Below are 19508 nucleotides of genomic sequence, written 5' to 3'. Positions count from 1 at the left end.
CGACATTTGTTTTTTTTATGAAGCCGGCTAGACGGCTCTCTTGTACAGCGAATGCCCGTGACGGCTCCTGAGGCGTCTCAGGCAATCGTCAGGGAGTGTATAGCATGAGTCGTGCCATACCTCGAATAAAAGGTTATATCTTTGATTTATAAGGGTATTAAATTTTTTCTTCGAGGAATTTGTCACACCGTGATCCGGCAATCCGAATAGGCTGTGGTATGGCGTTCGGAAAACCGAATAGGGCGTGTGGGATTTATCTTGCATAAAAAAGCCCCTGGGCCTTCCGGCGCAGGGGCTTCGCGGGGCGACCTGATCAGGCCGCTTCAATCTTTGCACGGGTTTGCTCGACCTTGGACAGGTAACGTTGCACGTTGTCCTGTTCTTCCGGGGTGGTGAACAGGCCGAGCTTGGTACGGCGCCACAGCACGTCCTGGGGCTGGGTGGCCCACTCTTCGGCGCACAGGTAATCGACTTCGCGGGTGTACAGGCCACCACCCAGGTGGTCGCCCAGATCGGCCAGCGACTGCACACCTTCCAGCAGGCGCCAGGTGCGGCTGCCGTAGGTGGTGGACCAACGGCGGGCGATCTCGCTCGGTATCCAGTCGAACTTGCTGCGAATCGCTTCGGCCAGGGCTTCTGGCGTCGTCATGTTTTCACCGCCCGGCAGGCTGGCGGTAGCGGTCCAGCTCGGGCGCATCTGGGTGAAATACGGTGCCAGTTGCGCCATCGCCGATTCAGCGAGTTTGCGATAGGTGGTCAGCTTGCCGCCGAACACCGACAGGATCGGCGCTTCGCCCGTGCCACCGGACAGTGCCAGGGTGTAGTCACGGGTGATGGCCGACGGGTTGTCCGATTCGTCGTTGCACAGCGGGCGTACGCCGGAGTAGGTGTGCACGATGTCATCGCGGCTCAGTTGCTTCTTGAAGTGCGCGTTGACCACTTTCAGCATGTAGTCGGTTTCACCTTCGGTGATCGCCACTTTTGCCGGATCGCCGGTGTATTCGCGGTCGGTGGTGCCGATGATGGTCAGGTGGTTCAGGTACGGAATGGTGAAGACGATGCGCTGGTCTTCGTTCTGCAGGATATGCGCGTGGGCGCCTTCATACAGTTTCGGCACGATCAGGTGGCTGCCCTGGATCAGGCGGATGCCGTAGGGCGAATCCAGCTTCAGGTCGTCCTTGATGAACTTGGCGACCCACGGGCCGGCAGCGTTCACCAGGGCCCGGGCGCGGATCGAAAACAGGCTGCCGTCGGCGCGCTCCATGTTCATTTCCCACATGCCATTGCTGCGGTGGGCGCTGATGCAACGGGTCTGGGTGTGGATGTGTGCGCCTTTTTCGCGGGCGGCCATGGCGTTGAGCACCACGAGGCGGGCGTCATCGACCCAGCAGTCGGAGTATTCGAAACCTTGGGTGATTTCGCTTTTCAGCGGGCTGTCGGCGCCGAACTTGAGGCTTTTCGAACCGGCCAGTTTTTCGCGCTTGCCCAAGTGGTCGTACAGAAACAGGCCGGCGCGGATCATCCACGCCGGACGCAGGTGCGGGCGGTGCGGCAGCACGAAGCGCATCTGCTTGACGATGTGCGGGGCCTTGGCCAGCAGCACTTCACGTTCGGCCAGGGCTTCGCGCACCAGGCGGAATTCGTAATGTTCGAGGTAGCGCAGGCCGCCGTGGATCAGCTTGCTGCTGGCGGAGGAGGTGTGGCTGGCCAGGTCGTCCTTTTCGCAAAGGAATACCGACAAACCGCGACCGGCTGCGTCTGCTGCAATACCGACGCCATTGATTCCGCCACCGATAACGGCAACGTCATAGACTTCGGCGAGCGGTGGAGCAGGCAAGGTAGAAGGGTTCATCGGCTGGCCTCGCGATCTTTTTCGTATTGGAATTCGAACATTAATGTTCATTTGCGAAAATGGTAGCGGATAAACGCGCGCGCAGCCACCTGAGTTCGATTGAAAAAACTCATCGAAGGGCGGAGAAAGGAAGATTTTTGAACATCAGCCAGTGCTGGCTGGAGAAATGGGTGGTCAGGTCAATAGCTATCGGGGGCAAGCCCCCTCCCACATTGGAATGTGATCAACCTGTGGGAGGGGGCTTGCCCCCGATGGCGTCAGTGCAGACGCTACACCACTTCCAGACGAACCTTGTGGTCATTGAGCAACTGCACCAACGCCGGCACCGGCTGCTGGTCAGTCACTAGGCAGTCCACCAAACTGATCGGCCCCAGGCGAATCATGGCATTGCGCCCGAACTTGCTGGAGTCCGCCGCCAGGATCACCTGGCGCGCATTGGCGATGATCGCCTGGGAAACCCGGACTTCCTGATAGTCAAAGTCGAGCAAGCTGCCATCTTCATCGATACCACTGATGCCCACCAAGGCAAAGTCGACCTTGAACTGGTTGATGAAATCGACACTCGCCTGACCGACCACGCCCCCGTCACGCCGCACATTGCCGCCGGTCAGCAGCACGTCGAAGTCGTCCTTGGCACTGAGCATGGTGGCGACGTTGAGGTTGTTGGTGATGATTTTCAGATGGTTGTGGTTGAGCAGCGCACGGGCGATGGATTCGGTGGTGGTGCCGATATTGATGAACAGCGAGGCGTGATCGGGGATCTGCGCGGCGATGGCTTCGCCGATGCGCTGTTTCTCGTCGCGCATCTGGTCGGCCCGCATGGCGTAGGCGGTGTTTTCGACGCTGGAGTCATAGGCCGCGCCGCCGTGGTAGCGGCGCAGCAGATTGGCGTCCGCCAGCTGGTTGATATCGCGGCGGATGGTTTGCGGGGTAACAACGAAGAGCTGCGCCATTTCCTCGATACTGACATAGCCGCGTTCGCGGACCAGTTCGAGGATTTGTTGTTGGCGGGGAGGCAGATTCATGGGGCGTCCTTTGGGCTGCCATACAAAAGTGGCCCATGATGACGCAGGAATCCGCTCCCTGCCAGTTACAACCCGACGTTGGCTTATTCAGCGCCTTCGTGCGGCTCCCAATCACGGGTGCGGCTGACAGCTTTTTGCCAGCCGGCGTAGAGTTTTTCCTTGGCGGCTTCGTCCAGTTGCGGTTCGAATTCGCGCTCGATCACCGCCTTGCCGCGCAACTCGTCCAGGCTGCCCCAGAAACCGCATGCCAGGCCGGCCAGGTAGGCGGCGCCGAGTGCGGTGGTTTCACGCATTTGTGGGCGCTCGACCTGGGTGCCGAGGATGTCGGCCTGGAATTGCATCAGGAAGTTGTTGGCCACCGCGCCGCCGTCCACACGCAGGGCCTTGAGGCGTTCGCCGGAGTCCTGTTGCATGGCGTCGAGCACGTCGCGGGTCTGGTAGGCAATCGACTCCAGCGCTGCACGAATGATGTGATCCACGCGTACGCCACGGGTCAGGCCGAACAGTGCGCCACGGGCATACGGGTCCCAGTAGGGCGCGCCCAGGCCGGTAAACGCGGGTACCAGGTACACGCCGTTGCTGTCCTTGACCTTGCCGGCAAAGTATTCGGTGTCGTGGGCATCGTTGATGATTTTCAGCTCATCACGCAGCCACTGCACGGTGGAGCCGCCGTTGAATACAGCACCTTCCAAGGCGTAGGCCACTTCGCCACGCGGACCGCAGGCGATGGTGGTGAGCATGCCGTGCTTGGACTTCACCGCTTTGTCGCCGGTGTTCATCAGCAGGAAGCAGCCGGTGCCGTAGGTGTTTTTGGCCTGGCCGGCTTCGACGCACATCTGGCCGAACAGGGCGGCCTGTTGGTCGCCGGCGATACCGCCGATGGCGATGCCGCTTTTGGTACGGCCGTAGATTTCCGAGGAGGACTTCACTTCCGGCAGCATTTCGCGCGGCACGTCGAGGATCTCCAGCATCTTCGCATCCCACTCGAGGGTGTGGATGTTGAAGAGCATGGTGCGCGAAGCGTTGGTGTAGTCAGTGACGTGGGTCTTGCCGCCGGTAAATTTCCAGATCAGCCAGCTGTCGACGGTGCCGAACAGCAGCTCGCCGTTGCGCGCACGCTCGCGGCTGCCTTCGACGTTGTCGAGGATCCACTTGAGCTTGGTGCCGGAGAAGTACGGGTCGGTGACCAGGCCGGTGGTGTCGCCGATGTATTGCTCGTGGCCGTCGCGCTTGAGCTGCTGGCAGATTTCGGTGCTGCGGCGGCACTGCCAGACGATCGCGTTGTAGATCGGGCGACCGGTGACTTTGTCCCACACCACGGTGGTTTCACGCTGGTTGGTGATACCGATGGCGGCGACCTGGTCGTGGTGCAGGCCCGCTTGAGCCAGGGCCTCGACCATCACGGCGCTCTGGGTGGCGAAGATTTCCATCGGGTCGTGTTCGACCCAGCCCGCCTGCGGGTAATGCTGGGCGAATTCGCGCTGGGCGGTGCAGACCACGTTGGCGTCACGATCGAAGATGATCGCCCGGGAACTGGTGGTGCCTTGGTCAAGGGCGATGATGTAGTTCTTATTCTGAATATCGGTCATGTCGAATGCCTTGGAAAATAAGAAAGTCGGTAATCAGCCTGGGCCGTAAAAAGGGCAGGTACGTTCAGGCTGGCGCTATCAGGAAATACGGGTCTTGCCGTTGACAGCCGTGTCAGGTGTTGCTTCAGCTATAGCAGGTGCGGCGCTCGGCAGGTGACGGGCAATCAGCCCGCGATAGGCCGCGGCGCCGAGGCATGCGCCGACAATCGGCGCGAAAATCGGTACGAGGAAGTAAGGAATATCGCGGCCGCCAGTGAAGGCCATTTCACCCCAACCCGCAAAAAAGGTCATCAGCTTGGGCCCGAAATCCCGCGCCGGGTTCATCGCAAAGCCGGTCAACGGGCCCATGGCGCTGCCGATCACTGCGATCAGCAGGCCGATCAGCAGGGGCGCCAACGGTCCGCGTGGCAGGCCGTTGTTGTCATCGGTGAGGGCCATGATCACGCCCATCAGGATGGCGGTGATGACCATTTCCACCAGGAACGCCTGGGCGGTGCTCAGCAGCGCATGGGGGTAGGTGGAGAACACCGACGCCAATTCCAGGCTGGCCTGGGAGCCGCGCACCATATGGTGGGTTTGTTCGTAATCGAAAAACAGGTTGCTGTAGAGCGTGTATACCAAGGCCGCCGAGCAGAAGGCGCCGGCGATCTGGGCGAGAATGTAAAAGGGCAGTTTGCGCTTTTCGAAGTCGGCGAAAATGCACAGCGCGATGCTGACAGCCGGGTTGAGGTGGGCTCCGGAAATACCGGCGCTCAGGTAGATCGCCATGCTGACGCCGACCCCCCAGATGATACTGATCTCCCACAAGCCAAAGCTGGCACCCGCGACCTTGAGCGCAGCGACACATCCTGTACCGAAGAAGATCAAAAGCGCAGTCCCCAGGAATTCGGCCATGCATTGGCTCGAAAGTGAAGGCTGTTGAAGAGCAGTTGTCATGGAAAACCTCAGTTGTTGTTCTTGTCTGGCGCACAACCTCAACGGGCTGTTGCGCGATTTTCACCGTGGCAGGGATCCCCATCCCGACCATGGCTTACTGCTTTGAACGCTGCGGGTGTATTCCTACAGTATTCGGAAACGAAAAAATATAGACAAGAATGACGGCTGTCAAAGGTCGAAAGTGAACTGTCAGTCACTTTCAAACTATTGGTCTGGTGAATGATCACGCTTGTCACATTGCGCTTGTAGCACAAGAGTGTGCGGACTAGAGCGTTTTACGTGGGCTTGGCCTAGAATTGGCCATCTGTTTGCCATGCCTCGGAGATACCATGACGCCCGCATTGGACCTGTTGAAAAAAGTTCGCGCCGAACATCGAGTCCACAGTTACGAACATGACCCAAAGGCGGCGTCCTATGGGCTGGAGGCCGCGGAAAAATTGGGCCTGGACCCGGCGCAGGTGTTCAAGACCTTGCTGGCCAGCAGCGAGAAGGGCGAATTACTGGTGGCAGTGGTGCCGGTCGTCGGAAGTCTGGATCTGAAGGCCCTGGCGCACGCGGCAGGCGTCAAGAAAGTCGAAATGGCCGACCCGGCGGCCGCGCAACGCTCCACTGGCTATCTGTTGGGCGGCATCAGCCCGCTGGGTCAGAAAAAGCGTCTGCGCACGTTTATCGATGTGACGGCGCAGCCGTTCGCGACGATTTTTGTGAGCGCGGGGAGGCGCGGGTTGGAGGTTGAGCTGCCGGCGGCGGTGCTGGCTGAGCATACCCAGGCCAAGTTCGCGGAAATTGGCCGGGTATGACGGGGCTTTATACCGGGCTGTAACGCCGTACGCCGGATTCGACTGGAGGGAGGTGTGCGGCCGTGCTGCCGGACGCCTGGAACAACACCAGGTGCTCGGCGGCCACTCGAATTCCCACATCCGCACCGACCTGATGATCGGCATGGCTCGGAAAAATCGACTCCAACTGCGCGCCGGTCGGCAGTTGCAGGCGGTACAGCGTCGATGCGCCGAGGAACGTCTTGCCGACGATCCGCGCTTTCAACCCGCTGTCCGGCGCGTAGACGATGTCATCCGGGCGCAGCAACACATCCACCGCACCGCCGGTAGGCCAGGTGTAGGCGCGGTTGCCGCGCAGCTCACCCAGTTCGGTGCTGACCGATTCCGGCGAGCTCAATTGACCACGGATGAAGTAACCCTGGCCGATAAAGCTGGCGACGTAAGGTGTCTGCGGTTCGTGATAAAGGTTGTAGGGCGTGTCCCACTGCTCGAGACGGCCCTCTTTGAACACGCCGACCTGGTCGCTGACGGCGAAGGCTTCTTCCTGGTCATGGGTCACCAGGATCGCGCTGGTGCCGCGAGCCTTGAGGATGTCGCGCACTTCGTGGCTGAGCTTGCGTCGCAACTCGCCATCGAGGTTGGAGAAAGGCTCATCCAGCAACAGCAAGGCCGGTTCTGGCGCCAGGGCACGGGCGAGGGCGACGCGTTGTTGCTGGCCGCCGGATAGCTCATGAGGGAAGCGCTTGCCCAGGTTCTTCAGGTTTACCAGCTCCAGCAACTCGGCAACCACCCGGTCTTTTTGCGGGTGCTTGCGAATACCGAAGGCAATGTTGTCGGCCACGCTCAGGTGAGGAAACAGCGCGTAGTCCTGGAACACCATGCCGATGCGACGTTTCTCAGGGGCCAAGGTGAAGCCGGCACTGGAGATCACTTCGCCGGCCAGGCTGATTTCACCTTCGTGCACCGGCTCAAACCCGGCAATCGCTCGTAGCGTGGTGGTCTTGCCGCAGCCCGAGGAGCCCAGCAGGCAACCGATGTCGCCCGCATTGAGGTGCAGGTTGAGGTTCTGTACCACCCGTTGATCTTGATAGCCGCATGCCAGGTTGCGCAGGTTCAGCAGTAATGGATGGCTCATGCGTGGTGGTACGACGGTGGCACGAGGAATTCGAGCAGGGCCTTTTGTGCATGCAGGCGGTTTTCAGCCTGGTCCCAGGCGACCGAGCGAGGGTCGTCGAGCAGGTCGGTGCTGATCTCTTCACCACGGTGGGCCGGCAGGCAATGCATGAACAGGACATCGGGCGCGGCCAGGTCGAGCAGGGCGCGGGTCACCTGATACGGGGCGAACAGGGCCAGGCGCTTGGCGGTTTCGTCTTCCTGGCCCATGGAGGTCCACACGTCGGTGCTCACCAGGTGGGCGCCGATCACCGCGTCACGCGGATCGCGGACCAGGGTCACGCGGTCGCCGGCTTGTGCCAGGAAGCGCGCGTCAGGCTCGTAGCCTGCCGGGCAGGCCACGCGCAGTTGGAAGTCGAATTGGATGGCCGCTTCTATATAGCTGTTGCACATGTTGTTGCCGTCGCCGATCCAGGCCACGGTCTTGCCCTGGATCGAGCCACGGTGTTCAAGGAAGGTTTGCATGTCGGCCAGCAGTTGGCACGGGTGCAGGTCATCGGACAGGCCGTTGATCACCGGTACACGGGAGTTGGCGGAAAATTCGGTCACGGTGCTGTGGGCGAAGGTACGGATCATCACGGCATCGAGCATGCTCGACATCACTTTCGCGCTGTCGGCGATCGGCTCGCCACGGCCCAGTTGGGTGTCGCGCGAGGACAGGAAGATAGCCTGGCCACCGAGTTGGATCATGCCGGCTTCGAACGACACACGGGTGCGGGTCGACGACTTCTCGAAGATCATGCCGAGCACGCGGTTTTTCAAAGGCTCGAACAGTACGCCGCGCTTACGCAGGTCTTTAAGCTCAATGCCTCGACGGATCACGCTGACCAGCTCTTCGGGCGTGCAATCCATCAGGGAGAGAAAGTGCCTTGCGCTCATCATTAACTACCTTTTTGCAACAGACCGCAGATACTCAAAGCCTTGTTTGTTGTGACAACGGGCGAGACCTGCGGCGAAAGCCGCACGGGGCGACGAAATAGGGGAAGGCGCGATCTTATAATTAAATGTCGCGTCTTACCAATAGGGCTACGGTTTTTAAGGGTGTTCAAGCAGGGCGCCGAAGCGCTTTTGAAGATGAATTCCAGACAGCAGCGGGCCATTTGTACACTGGCGCCGAGACCTTTTGCAATGCGCGGAGGCGGGCGCAGACCGGGCTGCGTCGGTTTCAGAGGCTATGGGGCGGGTTTTGAAACATTTGCTCACGCTTGCTCATGGCCGGGCCTGATGCTGGTCGATTCACGTGGCGAACGTTGCTGGCGCGCCTGCCGCTCCCGGCCCATAGTGGGATCAAAGCCCCTATAAAAGAGACTGGCCATGACCAAGACTCTCCACCACCGTGCCTGCCATCTGTGTGAAGCCATCTGTGGCCTGACGCTGGAAACCACCCAGGCCGACGACGGCAGCCTGGCGATCACCTCGATCAAAGGGGATCCGCTGGATACATTCAGTCGCGGGCATATCTGCCCCAAGGCTGTGGCGCTGCAGGATATCCAGAATGACCCCGACCGCCTGCACCAGCCGATGCTGCGGGTGGGCCGTGAATGGCAGCCGATTGCGTGGGAAGACGCCTTTGCGCTTGTAGCCGAGCGGCTTTCAGGGATTCAGGCGCGGCACGGGCAGAATGCAGTGGCGGTGTATCAGGGCAATCCCAGCGTGCACAACTACGGACTGATGACCCACAGCAATTACTTCCTGGGCCAGTTGAAGACGCGCAATCGGTTTTCCGCCACCTCTGTAGACCAGTTACCCCATCACCTCACCAGCTACCTCATGTATGGCCATGGCCTGCTGTTACCAATCCCGGATATAGATCACACCGACTTCATGTTGATTCTGGGCGGCAACCCACTGGCGTCCAACGGCAGCATCATGACCGTGCCTGATGTGGAGAAGCGCCTCAAGGCGATCCAGGCCAGGGGTGGCAGAGTGGTGGTGGTCGACCCACGGCGCAGCGAGACGGCGGCGATGGCCGACCAGCACCTGTTCGTGCGCCCGGGTGGTGATGCGGCATTGCTGTTCGGAGTGCTCAACACGTTGTTTAGCGAGAACCTGACCCGCACCAGCCATTTGCCGGTTGAAGGCCTTGAGGAGGTTCGTCGCGCCATCGCTGGCTTTACCGCCGAGGCCATGAGCCGTCAGTGTGCGGTGCCTGCCGAACAGATCCGCCAGTTGGCGCGGGACTTTGCTGCCGCCGACAAGGCGGTGTGTTACGGACGCATGGGGGTATCGACCCAGGCGTTCGGCACGCTGTGCCATTGGCTGGTGCAACTGATCAACCTGGTGACCGGCAACCTGGACCGCGTGGGGGGGGCGCTGTGCACCACGCCGGCGGTGGATCTGGTGGCATCGACTGGTGGTGGGCATTTCAATCGTTGGCAGAGCCGGGTTTCCGGGCGCCCGGAGTATGGCGGCGAGCTTCCGGTGTCAGCATTGGCCGAAGAAATGCTCACCGAAGGGGAAGGACAAATCCGTGCGTTGGTAACGGTGGCGGGCAACCCGGTGTTGTCGACGCCCAACGGACGGCAGTTGGAGCAAGCCCTCGACGGATTGGAGTTCATGGTCAGCATCGACCTTTATATCAACGAAACCACGCGCTATGCCGACCTGATCCTGCCGTCCACGTCGGCGCTGGAGAATGATCACTACGACACCACCTTCAATATGTTCGCGGTGCGCAATGTCACCCGCTTTAATCGCGCAATCCTGCCCAAGCCTGCGGGCGCGCTGCATGACTGGGAGATCTTTGTCGGACTGGCCAAGGCCTTTGCCGCACAGACGGGCGCGGCGCTCAAGCCGACCATGCCGCCTGCGCAGATGATCGACTTCGGGCTGCGTGCCGGGGTGTACGGTGATGCGTCCAGCCACAAGTTGTCGGTGGCCGTGCTGGCGGACCATCCTCATGGTGTGGACTTGGGGCCGCTGCAGCCCAATCTTGCGGCACGCTTGAAAACCGTTGATGGCAAGGTACAGGCGGCGCCGGGGGTGATCCTTGCCGACCTGGCGCGTTTTGCCGCGCAGCCAGTGCCGGCGGCTGACGAACTGCTGTTGATCGGCCGCCGTCACGTGCGCAGCAATAATTCCTGGATGCACAACTACCATCGGCTGGTGAAGGGCAAGCCACGTCATCAATTGCTCATGCACCCGGATGATCTGGCCACTCGGCAGTTGAGCGATGGGCAGCGCGTGCGCGTGAGTTCGCGCATCGGCATGATTGAAGTGGAAGTCCTGGCCAGCCTGGACATGATGCCCGGCGTAGTCAGCCTTCCGCATGGTTGGGGCCATGGCCGTCCAGGCGTGCAGATGACAATCGCCAGCGGACAGCCGGGGGCGAGCGCCAACGATTTGACCGACGAGCGGCAGTTGGATGAGTTGTCGGGCAATGCCGCACTCAATGGCGTTCCGGTGCAGGTAGCAGCCGCCTGAGCACCACGCTGGAATTTTGCGTTACAATGCGCCACCGTGCCGACCTGTGAGTCGCAAAGTTCCAGCCGAGGTGTTCCATGGATATCATCGAAACGATCAAAGAGCAGATTGCCAACAACACCATTCTGCTTTACATGAAGGGCGCGCCTAATGCTCCTCAGTGCGGTTTCTCCGCGAAAGCTTCCCAGGCCATCATGGCGTGCGGCGAGAAATTCGCTTACGTGGATATCCTGCAAAACCCTGAAATCCGCGCCAACCTGCCGAAGTACGCCAACTGGCCGACCTTCCCACAACTGTGGGTTGCCGGTGAACTGGTCGGCGGCAGCGACATCATCGTTGAGATGGCGGCTGATGGTTCGTTGCAAACGCTGATCAAAGAAGCAGCGGCAAATGCGGCGGCCAAGACCGACGCGTGATTGGCCTGCAATAAAAAGCCCCGCTTCTCGAGAGAGAGCGGGGCTTTTTTGCTTCTACAGGAAGCGGGGTTACTCGCCCATCTGCGACTGCAGGTAGTTTTCCAGGCTGACTTTATCGATCAGGCCCAGTTGGGTTTCCAGCCAGTCGATGTGCTCTTCCTGGTCTTCCAGGATGTCTTCCAGCAGTTCGCGGCTGCCGAAGTCACCTTTGGTTTCACAGTGAGCAATGGCGGCCTTGAGGTCGCTGTGGCTCTTGCGCTCGAAACCCAGGTCGCTGCTTATCATTTCCTGGGTGTGCTCGCCGATGTTCAGCTTGCCCAGGTCCTGCACGTTCGGCAGGCCTTCCAGGAACAGGATGCGTTTGATCAGCGCGTCCGCGTCCTTCATGGCCTTGATCGATTCTTTGTATTCGCGCTTGCCCAGCTTTTCCAGGCCCCAATCGTCATACATGCGTGCATGCAGAAAGTACTGATTGATCGCGACCAGTTCATTGGCAAGGATTTTGTTGAGTTGCTGGATGACTGAGATGTCGCCTTTCATGACTGGGGTCCTGCCCTGTAATAGCTGTGTATAAAGCGGAGTTTGAGCGGCGAAATCCCTAGTGTCAAACCTAAGTTATTGAATAATAAATGAAAATTAATCGGAATAAGAATGTTTGTGTTCCGCGTCTTAGCGCTAACTTATTGAATTGCGGGCATAAAAAAACCGGACACTAAGTCCGGTTCTTTAAAACATGCCTAATCAGGCGTGTGTAAATTCTGCTGAATAGGGGAGCGCAGCATGAGCGGTCTGCAGCTGTGTCAGGGTTTCCCGTACCACTTGCTTGGCGAGGCAAGCACATTTGCCACACTGGCTGGCAACGCCGGTGGCTTCACGCACTTCCTTGTAGCTGCAGCAACCTTCATAGATTGCTTCGCGGATTTTTCCGTCGGTGACGCCAGTACAAAGGCACACATACATAAGGGAGAACCATCGCGGGTTTAAGGCTTAAGTGCGGTGGATCTTAATGTTAACGAGAATGATTGTCAAAGTAGAATCGTAGGGTATTCACTGGCACCGTGCCCGCACTGACGAACGGTTTTTTCAGTGTATGATGGTCGGTCTTCACGAAGCGTGACTGCGTCACAGGGCTGTCGCTTATAAACGGCAGACTCGAGGCCGGTCCTTTTACTTCAATCGTCACCCTTACATCAGGAGATAACCAATGAGCGTACTCGTCGGCAAACAAGCCCCGGATTTCGACGTACCTGCCGTCCTCGGCAATGGCGAAATCGTAGACAGCTTCAAACTGTCTGAAGCCATCAAAGGCAAATACGGCCTGGTGTTCTTCTACCCGCTGGACTTCACCTTCGTCTGCCCGTCGGAGCTGATCGCTCTGGACCACCGCATGGACGATTTCAAGGCGCGCAACGTTGAAGTGGTAGCCGTTTCCATCGATTCCCATTTCACCCACAACGCCTGGCGCAACACCGCCATCAATGATGGCGGCATCGGCAAAGTGAAATACACCATGGCTGCCGATATGAAGCACGACATCGCCAAGGCCTACGACGTTGAGTCCGAAGGCGGCGTGGCCTTCCGTGGCGCGTTCCTGATCGACGACAAAGGCGTGGTTCGCTCCCAGATCATCAACGACCTGCCACTGGGTCGTAACATGGAAGAGCTGATCCGTCTGGTAGACGCCCTGCAATTCCACGAAGAGCACGGCGAAGTCTGCCCTGCCAATTGGAAAAAAGGCGACAAAGGCATGAACGCTTCGCCGGAAGGTGTTGCGGCTTACCTGACCGAGAACGCTGGCAAGCTGTAAGCCACGTTTGCGGCAAAAAAAACCGGCCTGAGAAGGCCGGTTTTTTTATGCGCGGGATTCCACTTCAGTCGTTGAAGTCTTCCCAGCCGCCCATCTGTTTCCAGCGGTTGACGATGCCGCAGAACAGCTCGGCCGTCTTCTCTGTGTCGTAGCGGGCCGAATGAGCCTCACGACCGTCAAAGTCGATGCCGGCTGCCTGGCAGGCTTTGGCCAGCACGGTCTGGCCATACGCCAGCCCGGCGAGAGTAGCGGTGTCAAAGCTGGAGAACGGGTGAAACGGGTTGCGCTTCATGTCCAACCGCGCCACGGCGGCATTCAGGAAGCCCAGGTCAAAGCTGCTATTGTGGCCGACCAGGATCGCGCGTTTGCAGCCATTGGCCTTCAATGCCTTGCGCACGCCACGGAAGATATCGGTCAGTGCCGCTTCTTCACTTACTGCCATGCGCAATGGGTGATCGAGCTTGATCCCGGTGAACTCCAAGGCAGCCGCTTCGATATTGGCGCCTTCGAACGGCTCGACGCGGAAGAAGTGGGTGTGTTCCGGGAACACAAAACCCTGTTCGTCCATGCCGATAGTCGTCGCGGCGATTTCCAGCAGCGCATCGGTGGCGCAGTTGAAACCACCGGTTTCTACGTCGATGACAACCGGCAGATAGCCGCGGAACCGCTCGGCCATCGGATGACGGGATCCGCCACCGCTGTGCTCGTGTTCGTCATCGTAATGGTCTTCACTCACTTGCTTTCCTCCAGCAGGCGCCAGCGCAGTGTTTCACCGGCGCGCAGCGGGATGACAGTCAGCTCGCCAAACGGCAGGCTGGCAGGGGCGGTCCAGTCTTCACGAACCAGGGTAATGCGATCGGTATTCGCCGGCAGGCCGTAGAAACGCGGGCCATTGAGGCTGGCGAACCCTTCGAGCTTGTCCAGCGCGTTGCGTTGTTCGAACGCTTCAGCGTACAGCTCGATGGCGGCATAGGCGGTGTAGCAGCCGGCACAACCGCACGCGGCTTCTTTGGCGTGCTGGGCGTGAGGCGCGGAGTCGGTGCCGAGGAAAAACTTCGGATTGCCGCTGGTCGCCGCATCCAGCAAGGCCACCTGGTGCGTGTTGCGCTTGAGGATCGGCAGGCAATAGAAGTGCGGCCGAATCCCGCCTACCAGCATGTGGTTGCGGTTGTACAGCAGGTGATGCGCGGTGATGGTCGCACCGACGTTGGCCGAGGCCTCGGTGACGAACTGCACTGCATCGGCAGTGGTGATGTGCTCGAACACGACCTTGAGGGTCGGGAACAGCTCCACCACGCGACGCATGTGTTCGTCGATGAAGATCTTCTCGCGATCGAACACGTCCACATCGCCACGGGTGACTTCACCGTGGATCAGCAGCGGCATGCCGACGTCGGCCATGGCTTCGATGGCCGGCAGGATCTTGTCGATACTGGTCACGCCGGAATCGGAGTTGGTGGTGGCGCCGGCCGGGTACAGTTTGGCGGCGTGCACAAACCCACTGGCCTTGGCCTCGCGAATTTCTTCGGGCTGGGTGCGGTCGGTAAGGTACAGCACCATCAGCGGTTCGAACCGGCTGCCGGCCGGCCGTGCAGCGAGGATACGCTGGCGGTAGGCATCGGCTTGCTCGGCGTTACGCACCGGAGGAACCAGGTTAGGCATGATGATGGCGCGGCCAAAGGTACGCGCCACATCGGCCACGGTGTGGGGTAACGCAGCACCATCGCGAAGATGAATATGCCAGTCGTCGGGACGCAGCAGGGTCAGGCGGTCGGACATTGGGGATTCCAGGCGGGTCAATCTGGGGGGAATGCTACCGGAAAAGACTCTATCAGGCACTCGCTATCAAGTTTTGCAGGATGCAACCGATAGCCTTTTGTATGCCTTATCGATGTATGACGCTTTGAAGTGTTGTAGAAACCAGTGGAGCCTCCCGTGCGCCAGCATTATCTAGCCCTGCTCAGTGTGTTCGCCAGCCTGCCCGCGATGGCCCTCACGTTCCAGACACGTCTGGAGAACATTGAGTGGAAGGTAGAGGGCGACCAGTTCGAGTGCCGTCTGACCCAGCCGATCACAGACTTCGGTTCGGGTGAGTTCGTGCGCCGGGCGGGTGAGCAGGCAACATTTCGTCTGAAAGCCTATAACGGTTCGCTGGGCACAGGCTCGGCCACCTTGTTGGCCGCCGCCGCCCCTTGGCAGCCAGGCCGAGGCGATATCAACCTCGGCGCCGTGCGTGCCGGTAGTGGCGATGTGTTGTTCAATAGCTCGCAGGCCCAGGCCGGTCGCCTGTTCACCGGACTGCTGGAAGGGCGCAGCCCGACGGTCCGCCACTACGGCCGTGAAGGCGGCTACTCCGAAATCCGCTTGTTGCCGGTGAAATTCAATAAGGCTTATAACGACTACCAGCTGTGCACCGCCAAGCTGTTGCCGATGAATTACGATCAGGTCAAACAGACCGAAGTCGGATTCCCGGGGGGCGGTATCGAGTTGGACGCAGCCGCCAAGAAGAAGCTCGACGTGATTCTTGCATTCATGAAAGCCGACCCGACGGTCAACCATATCGAGTTGAATGGCCATTCGGACAACAGCGGCAACCGCCTGACCAATCGCGACGTCTCTCGCCGCCGTGGCTTGGCGGTGATGGACTACTTCAAGGCCAACGGTATCCAGGAGTCGCAGATCACCCTGCGCTTCCATGGCGAAAGCTACCCCCTTGCGCCCAACACCAATGCGGCCAACCGGGCACGCAATCGTCGTGTGAATATCCAGCTTGAACGCGTGGCAGCACCCGAGAAGCCGGCGCCCCAAGCCACTGGCGCAAGTAACCCTGCACACACGTCTTAAGGTGCGACCATCGGTCGCCCGTTCGACATAATCTGTCGCTTTATCTTCATTTGCTGTCGCGCCCCTGTAAATCCACGGTTTTGGTCGGTAGAATCGACGCCTTTCCGTACAACCCCGTGGAGTGATGGCATGGCCGACGTAAACAAGGTCGTTCTCGCGTATTCCGGCGGCCTGGACACTTCGGTGATCCTAAAGTGGCTGCAGGATACTTATAACTGTGAAGTGGTGACCTTCACCGCTGACCTGGGTCAGGGCGAAGAGGTCGAACCTGCACGTGCCAAGGCGCAAGCCATGGGCGTGAAAGAGATCTACATTGACGACCTGCGCGAAGAGTTCGTCCGCGATTTCGTCTTCCCGATGTTTCGCGCCAACACCGTCTACGAAGGCGAGTACCTGCTGGGTACTTCCATCGCACGTCCGCTGATTGCCAAGCGCCTGATCGAAATCGCCAACGAAACCGGTGCCGACGCCATTTCCCATGGTGCTACCGGCAAGGGCAACGACCAGGTGCGTTTCGAGCTGGGCGCCTATGCACTCAAGCCAGGCGTGAAAGTAATCGCCCCTTGGCGTGAATGGGACCTGCTGTCCCGTGAAAAACTGATGGATTACGCTGAAAAGCACGCGATCCCGATCGAGCGTCACGGCAAGAAGAAGTCCCCGTACTCGATGGATGCCAACCTGCTGCACATCTCCTATGAAGGCGGCGTGCTGGAAGACACCTGGACCGAGCACGAAGAAGACATGTGGAAATGGACCGTCTCCCCGGAGAACGCTCCAGACAAGCCGCAATACCTGGAACTGACCTACCGCAATGGCGACATCGTCGCGCTGGACGGCGTCGAAATGACCCCGGCCACTGTGCTGGCGACCTTGAACCGTATCGGTGGCGAACACGGTATCGGCCGTCTCGACATCGTCGAGAACCGCTACGTGGGCATGAAGTCCCGTGGTTGCTACGAAACCCCAGGCGGCACCATCATGCTGCGCGCCCACCGGGCCATCGAATCCATCACCCTGGACCGCGAAGTGGCTCACCTCAAAGACGAGCTGATGCCCAAGTACGCCAGCCTGATCTACACCGGCTACTGGTGGAGCCCTGAGCGTCTGATGCTGCAACAGATGATCGATGCTTCCCAGGTGCATGTGAACGGCGTTGTGCGCCTGAAGCTGTACAAGGGCAACGTGATCGTCACCGGTCGCAAGTCTGATGAGTCGTTGTTCGACGCCAACATCGCTACCTTCGAAGAAGATGGCGGCGCCTACAATCAGGCGGACGCAGCAGGCTTTATTAAGTTGAACGCACTGCGCATGCGCATTGCGGCCAACAAAGGTCGCTCGTTGTTCTAAGTCTCAGCCGGTTTAAGAATGGCCCCTTATTCAGGGGCCATTTTTTTTGTCTATGGATTTTGTGTGGAATTGCGATGTTTATAGCTGGTTAAACATTTGTTGATGTTTTTCAGTCGACGCATTTTCAAATGCACCTTCGAGGGTGCTGTTGTTGAAAGTTTGTAGGGCGAATGATTTTTTTACACCTGACTAGGAACTGGTCTTACAGAAGATTCACTCATGAAAGTGAGGCAAACGTATAAAGCACGGAATACGCTGTAGGAATTAAGGGTGTAAGAGAATATGTTAAATGGAACTAAAACAGTCGGACATTTCTTGTCGGGATTCTTGAGTGGAGTGCAGAGGGAAGGGGCATTTCCTGAGAGTTGTGTGCGGCACGTTTACCCACCCCCTGATGCTCCATGGATATTTCACTCAAAATATGTAAGTCCCCGGAAAGGTCTGAAAGGATCTATAAAACTGGATACATCTGAGTTGGCGTTTTTTTGTAGGGCGATTCCTTTATCGCTGTGGGGTGGGTCTCTGCTTGCTGTTGCTCGGGGGGGAACGCTATGCCAACCAGGAAACGACTAGGCTATTGTGCTTGCTCTAAATAATTCGAACAGCGAAATTGGACTTTCTCATGAATAAAGTGCTGATCGTGGATGATCATCCCGTCATTCGTCTTGCTGTGCGTATGCTAATGGAGCGTCATGGTTATGAGGTCGTTGCCGAGACCGATAACGGTGTCGATGCATTGCAACTTGCACGGGAGCATATGCCGGACATTGTCATACTGGATATTGGGATTCCCAAACTTGACGGGCTGGAAGTTATTTGCCGGCTGTCTTCTACCAAGCAATCCGTGCCCTTCAAGGTGCTGGTGCTGACGTCCCAGGCCCCTGGCCATTTTTCCATGCGTTGCATGCAGGCGGGGGCTGCCGGCTACGTGTGCAAGCAACAGGACCTGACCGAGTTGCTGAGTGCGATCAAGGCGGTGCTGTCAGGCTACAGCTACTTCCCCAACCAGGCACTCAACTCGGTACGCTCCACCATGGGCAATGCCAGCGAGGCCGATATGGTCGAGCGTCTGTCGGGTCGGGAAATGATGGTATTGCAGCAGTTGGCCCGGGGCCGGACCAACAAGGAAATTGCCGACGGCATGTTCCTCAGCAACAAGACCGTCAGCACTTACAAGACACGTTTGCTGCTCAAGCTCAACGCCCGCTCCCTTGTGGACCTGATCGAACTGGCCCAGCGTAACGGCTTGGTATAGAGGAGGGCACTGCAGCGCACATTGTCTGGGTGACCGGCAGAAAAAAGCCTCCGTAAGGGAGGCTTCCGGCCGTCGACCGTTCGATCACAGATCGAAGTCGTAATCTGCCAGCTGTTTTTGCAAGCGTCGTTCTTCCAGAAGATTGTCGATGGTGCGGCGTTTGCTCAAATTGGTCTTGGCTACCTCAATGGGTGCTTCTGCCCCATCGTCATCCGACTCAACAAGGTCGTCTTCCACTTCCAGTTGTTCTTTGCCAGTGCTCATAAGGTTCACTCCGGGCTAGGACTGCCGTTGGCGCTCCTTATAACGATAATCCATGATCGGGTAAAAAAGATTTTTTCAATCGGCTGATCGAGAAAACCAATAATCCCTCAATCGTCGGACGTCTTGTCCTTGTATTCGCACAGGTCTTCGATACGACAGCTGCCGCAACGCGGCCTGCGGGCCTGGCAAACGTAGCGTCCATGAAGGATCAGCCAGTGGTGAGAGTCCAGTAGATAGGGCTTGGGTACAAACTTCATCAACTGCTTTTCGACCTCAACCACGTTCTTCCCACGGGCAATGCCGGTTCTGTTGCTGACCCGGAAGATATGGGTGTCCACCGCCATCGTCAGTTGCCTGAACGCGGTGTTGAGCACCACATTGGCAGTTTTACGACCTACTCCTGGCAGGGCTTCCAAGGCTTCACGGGTTTGTGGCACTTCACCGCCATGCAGTTCCACCAGCAGGCGGCAAGTCTCGATAACGTTTTTGGCTTTGCTGTTGTAGAGGCCGATGGTCTTGATGTACTCAGACAACCCTTCCACACCCAGGGCATAGATCGCCTCTGGTGTGTTCGCCACGGGATACAGCTTGGCCGTGGCCTTATTGACGCCGACGTCGGTGGATTGGGCCGACAGGATCACCGCAATCAGCAACTCGAACGGCGAGGTGTAGGCCAGTTCGGTCTTGGGTTCTGGATTGTCTTCGTGAAGCCTGCGGAATATTTCCAGGCGTTTTGCGGCGTTCATGGGGCGGTGGGTTCCTTGCAGAAGGTCGGCGGGATTGTATCAACACACACCC

General features: G+C 58.7%; 19 protein-coding genes. 7 read left to right on the top strand and 12 right to left on the bottom strand.

Annotated features, from left to right (window positions below):
* Positions 1-313: 313 nt before the first annotated feature.
* From glpD to BMX59_RS01480, 4 genes are all read right to left on the bottom strand, one after another.
* The gene (glpD, locus tag BMX59_RS01495; protein ID WP_071488707.1) at positions 314-1852 is read right to left on the bottom strand and encodes a glycerol-3-phosphate dehydrogenase; all 1539 of its coding nucleotides are present in this window, start codon (positions 1850-1852) and stop codon (positions 314-316) included.
* A gap of 269 nt (positions 1853-2121) precedes the next feature.
* The gene (locus tag BMX59_RS01490) at positions 2122-2877 is read right to left on the bottom strand and encodes a DeoR/GlpR family transcriptional regulator (protein ID WP_034118315.1); all 756 of its coding nucleotides are present in this window, start codon (positions 2875-2877) and stop codon (positions 2122-2124) included.
* A gap of 83 nt (positions 2878-2960) precedes the next feature.
* Positions 2961-4466 (bottom strand): glycerol kinase GlpK, encoded by a 1506-nt coding sequence (gene glpK / locus BMX59_RS01485; protein ID WP_071488708.1) that lies wholly within the window; start codon positions 4464-4466, stop codon positions 2961-2963.
* A gap of 78 nt (positions 4467-4544) precedes the next feature.
* Positions 4545-5402, bottom strand: a complete 858-nt coding sequence (locus BMX59_RS01480; RefSeq protein ID WP_071488709.1) for an MIP/aquaporin family protein — start codon at positions 5400-5402, stop codon at positions 4545-4547.
* Between the two features lie 329 nt (positions 5403-5731).
* Between BMX59_RS01480 and ybaK the strand changes: the two genes are divergently transcribed.
* Positions 5732-6202, top strand: coding sequence for a Cys-tRNA(Pro) deacylase (gene ybaK, locus BMX59_RS01475; RefSeq protein ID WP_071488710.1), 471 nt, complete (start codon positions 5732-5734; stop codon positions 6200-6202).
* A 7-nt stretch (positions 6203-6209) separates the two neighbouring features.
* Here ybaK and BMX59_RS01470 read toward each other — a convergent pair whose 3' ends face one another.
* Both BMX59_RS01470 and argF read right to left on the bottom strand, forming a co-directional pair.
* A complete protein-coding gene (locus BMX59_RS01470) occupies positions 6210-7316 on the bottom strand; it encodes an ABC transporter ATP-binding protein (protein ID WP_071488711.1) in 1107 nt (368 codons plus the stop codon).
* Complete coding sequence (argF, locus tag BMX59_RS01465; protein WP_092241052.1) at positions 7313-8233, bottom strand: ornithine carbamoyltransferase; 921 nt, start codon at positions 8231-8233, stop codon at positions 7313-7315. Before argF ends, BMX59_RS01470 begins: the two co-directional genes overlap by 4 nt.
* A 435-nt stretch (positions 8234-8668) precedes the next feature.
* Here argF and BMX59_RS01455 point away from each other — a divergent pair, with 435 nt between their 5' ends.
* Entirely contained in the window at positions 8669-10777 is a 2109-nt protein-coding gene (locus BMX59_RS01455) for a molybdopterin oxidoreductase family protein (protein ID WP_093119445.1), read from the top strand.
* A gap of 77 nt (positions 10778-10854) precedes the next feature.
* Positions 10855-11193: a Grx4 family monothiol glutaredoxin gene (grxD, locus tag BMX59_RS01450; protein WP_016970749.1), complete on the top strand. Its 339-nt coding sequence runs from the start codon at positions 10855-10857 to the stop codon at positions 11191-11193.
* 69 nt (positions 11194-11262) lie between these two features.
* Here grxD and bfr read toward each other — a convergent pair whose 3' ends face one another.
* Complete coding sequence (gene bfr, locus BMX59_RS01445) at positions 11263-11733, bottom strand: bacterioferritin (RefSeq protein WP_012722487.1); 471 nt, start codon at positions 11731-11733, stop codon at positions 11263-11265.
* A 201-nt stretch (positions 11734-11934) separates the two neighbouring features.
* Positions 11935-12153, bottom strand: coding sequence for a bacterioferritin-associated ferredoxin (locus BMX59_RS01440; RefSeq protein ID WP_093119442.1), 219 nt, complete (start codon positions 12151-12153; stop codon positions 11935-11937).
* Between the two features lie 244 nt (positions 12154-12397).
* On the opposite strand from BMX59_RS01440, the gene BMX59_RS01435 reads away from it, so the two are divergent.
* The gene (locus tag BMX59_RS01435; protein ID WP_003172097.1) at positions 12398-13000 is read left to right on the top strand and encodes a peroxiredoxin; all 603 of its coding nucleotides are present in this window, start codon (positions 12398-12400) and stop codon (positions 12998-13000) included.
* A gap of 64 nt (positions 13001-13064) precedes the next feature.
* Here BMX59_RS01435 and rnt read toward each other — a convergent pair whose 3' ends face one another.
* Both rnt and pyrC read right to left on the bottom strand, forming a co-directional pair.
* The gene (gene rnt, locus BMX59_RS01430; RefSeq protein ID WP_010564138.1) at positions 13065-13736 is read right to left on the bottom strand and encodes a ribonuclease T; all 672 of its coding nucleotides are present in this window, start codon (positions 13734-13736) and stop codon (positions 13065-13067) included.
* Positions 13733-14779 carry a dihydroorotase gene (gene pyrC / locus BMX59_RS01425; RefSeq protein WP_071488714.1) on the bottom strand — a complete coding sequence of 349 codons (1047 nt, stop codon included), beginning with the start codon at positions 14777-14779 and terminating at the stop codon, positions 13733-13735. Before pyrC ends, rnt begins: the two co-directional genes overlap by 4 nt.
* Positions 14780-14935: 156 nt before the next feature.
* On the opposite strand from pyrC, the gene BMX59_RS01420 reads away from it, so the two are divergent.
* The 3 genes from BMX59_RS01420 (at position 14936) to BMX59_RS01410 (ending at position 18446) form a co-directional block, all read left to right on the top strand.
* Entirely contained in the window at positions 14936-15844 is a 909-nt protein-coding gene (locus BMX59_RS01420) for a flagellar protein MotY (protein ID WP_092241056.1), read from the top strand.
* Positions 15845-15973: 129 nt separating this feature from the next.
* Complete coding sequence (locus BMX59_RS01415; RefSeq protein ID WP_010212738.1) at positions 15974-17191, top strand: argininosuccinate synthase; 1218 nt, start codon at positions 15974-15976, stop codon at positions 17189-17191.
* Positions 17192-17813: 622 nt separating this feature from the next.
* Entirely contained in the window at positions 17814-18446 is a 633-nt protein-coding gene (locus tag BMX59_RS01410) for a response regulator transcription factor (protein ID WP_058423776.1), read from the top strand.
* Between the two features lie 84 nt (positions 18447-18530).
* Here the strand turns inward: BMX59_RS01410 and BMX59_RS01405 are convergent, their stop codons facing one another.
* On the bottom strand, positions 18531-18710 hold the full coding sequence (locus BMX59_RS01405; RefSeq protein ID WP_092241058.1) for a PA3496 family putative envelope integrity protein: 180 nt from the start codon (positions 18708-18710) through the stop codon (positions 18531-18533).
* 107 nt (positions 18711-18817) lie between these two features.
* Positions 18818-19456 carry an endonuclease III gene (nth, locus tag BMX59_RS01400; RefSeq protein WP_071488717.1) on the bottom strand — a complete coding sequence of 213 codons (639 nt, stop codon included), beginning with the start codon at positions 19454-19456 and terminating at the stop codon, positions 18818-18820.
* Positions 19457-19508 lie beyond the last annotated feature (52 nt).

The organism is Pseudomonas sp. NFR09 (genome assembly GCF_900111535.1).
In the GTDB taxonomy this organism is placed as follows: domain Bacteria; phylum Pseudomonadota; class Gammaproteobacteria; order Pseudomonadales; family Pseudomonadaceae; genus Aquipseudomonas; species Aquipseudomonas extremorientalis.
The sequence above is the reverse complement of the archived record's forward strand: the minus strand, read 5'-3'. Positions and strand labels throughout refer to the sequence as shown.

What these genes read in the sequence shown, in the direction of transcription:
- glpD (WP_071488707.1), bottom strand. Translation starts at nt 1,852, where the DNA reads ATGAACCCTTCTACCTTGCCTGCTCCACCGCTCGCCGAAGTCTATGAC.
- BMX59_RS01490 (WP_034118315.1), bottom strand. Translation starts at nt 2,877, where the DNA reads ATGAATCTGCCTCCCCGCCAACAACAAATCCTCGAACTGGTCCGCGAA.
- glpK (WP_071488708.1), bottom strand. Translation starts at nt 4,466, where the DNA reads ATGACCGATATTCAGAATAAGAACTACATCATCGCCCTTGACCAAGGC.
- BMX59_RS01480 (WP_071488709.1), bottom strand. Translation starts at nt 5,402, where the DNA reads ATGACAACTGCTCTTCAACAGCCTTCACTTTCGAGCCAATGCATGGCC.
- ybaK (WP_071488710.1), top strand. Translation starts at nt 5,732, where the DNA reads ATGACGCCCGCATTGGACCTGTTGAAAAAAGTTCGCGCCGAACATCGA.
- BMX59_RS01470 (WP_071488711.1), bottom strand. Translation starts at nt 7,316, where the DNA reads ATGAGCCATCCATTACTGCTGAACCTGCGCAACCTGGCATGCGGCTAT.
- argF (WP_092241052.1), bottom strand. Translation starts at nt 8,233, where the DNA reads ATGAGCGCAAGGCACTTTCTCTCCCTGATGGATTGCACGCCCGAAGAG.
- BMX59_RS01455 (WP_093119445.1), top strand. Translation starts at nt 8,669, where the DNA reads ATGACCAAGACTCTCCACCACCGTGCCTGCCATCTGTGTGAAGCCATC.
- grxD (WP_016970749.1), top strand. Translation starts at nt 10,855, where the DNA reads ATGGATATCATCGAAACGATCAAAGAGCAGATTGCCAACAACACCATT.
- bfr (WP_012722487.1), bottom strand. Translation starts at nt 11,733, where the DNA reads ATGAAAGGCGACATCTCAGTCATCCAGCAACTCAACAAAATCCTTGCC.
- BMX59_RS01440 (WP_093119442.1), bottom strand. Translation starts at nt 12,153, where the DNA reads ATGTATGTGTGCCTTTGTACTGGCGTCACCGACGGAAAAATCCGCGAA.
- BMX59_RS01435 (WP_003172097.1), top strand. Translation starts at nt 12,398, where the DNA reads ATGAGCGTACTCGTCGGCAAACAAGCCCCGGATTTCGACGTACCTGCC.
- pyrC (WP_071488714.1), bottom strand. Translation starts at nt 14,779, where the DNA reads ATGTCCGACCGCCTGACCCTGCTGCGTCCCGACGACTGGCATATTCAT.
- BMX59_RS01415 (WP_010212738.1), top strand. Translation starts at nt 15,974, where the DNA reads ATGGCCGACGTAAACAAGGTCGTTCTCGCGTATTCCGGCGGCCTGGAC.
- BMX59_RS01410 (WP_058423776.1), top strand. Translation starts at nt 17,814, where the DNA reads ATGAATAAAGTGCTGATCGTGGATGATCATCCCGTCATTCGTCTTGCT.
- BMX59_RS01405 (WP_092241058.1), bottom strand. Translation starts at nt 18,710, where the DNA reads ATGAGCACTGGCAAAGAACAACTGGAAGTGGAAGACGACCTTGTTGAG.
- nth (WP_071488717.1), bottom strand. Translation starts at nt 19,456, where the DNA reads ATGAACGCCGCAAAACGCCTGGAAATATTCCGCAGGCTTCACGAAGAC.